A 1,169-nucleotide genomic window follows, 5' to 3' on the forward strand; every position below is an offset into this window, starting at 1 on the left:
ACAGTGACGGAAGCTACGATCTGAGGTCTGCTGATCCCCAAGACGAGGAGATCAGAACATGTCGAAACGCAGGAACCATGACGCGGCGTTCAAGGCGCGTGTTGCGTTGGAGGCGCTGAAGGGCGAGCGCACGGTGTCGGAATTGGCGACCGCCTACGAGGTCCATCCGACGATGATCCACCAGTGGAAGAAGGCTCTGCTGGAGGGGGCCGCTGGCATCTTCGAGCGTGGCGGTCAGGCAGCGGCCACCGCCGAGATTGCCGAGGAAACGGTCCGTGATCTGCATGCTAAGATAGGAGAGCTGGCCGTCGCCAACGATTTTTTGTCACGAAAGCTCAAACCCTGGATCGGGAAGTGAGGCGGGGCATGATTGAACGGACCCATCCCAAGCTGTCGGTCGGGGCGCAGTGCCAGTTGCTGTCGATCTCGCGGTCGTCGTTTTATTACGTGCCGCAGGGCGAGACGACGATGAACCTCGACCTCATGTTGCTGATCGACAAGCAGTTTTTGGACACCCCGTTTTACGGCGTCCGGCAGATGACGTGGCACTTGCAGAACGAGGGGCATGCCGTGAACGAAAAGCGCATCCGGCGGCTGATGCGCCTTATGCGACTGATGCCGATCTACCAGAAGCCGAACACCAGCAAGCCCGCGAAGGGGCACAAGACCTACCCCTACCTGTTGGGCGGCCTACGGATCGACCGGCCCAATCAGGTCTGGTGCGCCGACATCACCTACTTGCCCATGCGAAAAGGCTTCCTCTATCTGGTCGCCATCATGGACTGGTTCACGCGCAAGGTTCTGGCCTGGCGCATCTCCAACACGCTGGAGGCAGAGTTCTGCGTCGCGGCCTTGAACGAGGCAATCCACAAGTTCGGGCCGCCTGAGATAATGAATACCGACCAAGGGTCGCAGTTCACGTCCTTCGACTGGACCGACCGGCTGAAACGGGCAAAGACCAAGATATCGATGGATGGCAAAGCCCGCTACCTCGACAACATCTTCATTGAACGCCTATGGCGGTCCCTGAAATACGAATGCGTCTATCTGCACGCCTGGGAAACCGGATCAAAGGCCCGGGCTGGCGTCGGACGCTGGATCACTTTCTACAACCACCAGCGGCCCCACGCCGCCCATGGCGGTCAACCGCCCGCCGTGGTCTACTTCAA

1 protein-coding gene is annotated in these 1,169 nt (G+C 59.7%); it reads left to right on the forward strand.

Annotation, left to right across the window (positions count from 1 at the left end):
- Positions 1-58: 58 nt before the first annotated feature.
- A protein-coding gene (locus tag EEB11_RS19230) for an IS3 family transposase (RefSeq protein WP_435531127.1) occupies positions 59-1,169 on the forward strand; the annotation gives its coding sequence in 2 pieces (ribosomal slippage) (positions 59-332 and positions 332-1,169; 1,112 coding nt annotated over the 2 pieces). This gene is flagged as partial in the annotation.

It is taken from the genome of Pseudotabrizicola sediminis, assembly GCF_004745575.1.
Taxonomy (GTDB): Bacteria; Pseudomonadota; Alphaproteobacteria; order Rhodobacterales; family Rhodobacteraceae; genus Pseudotabrizicola; species Pseudotabrizicola sediminis.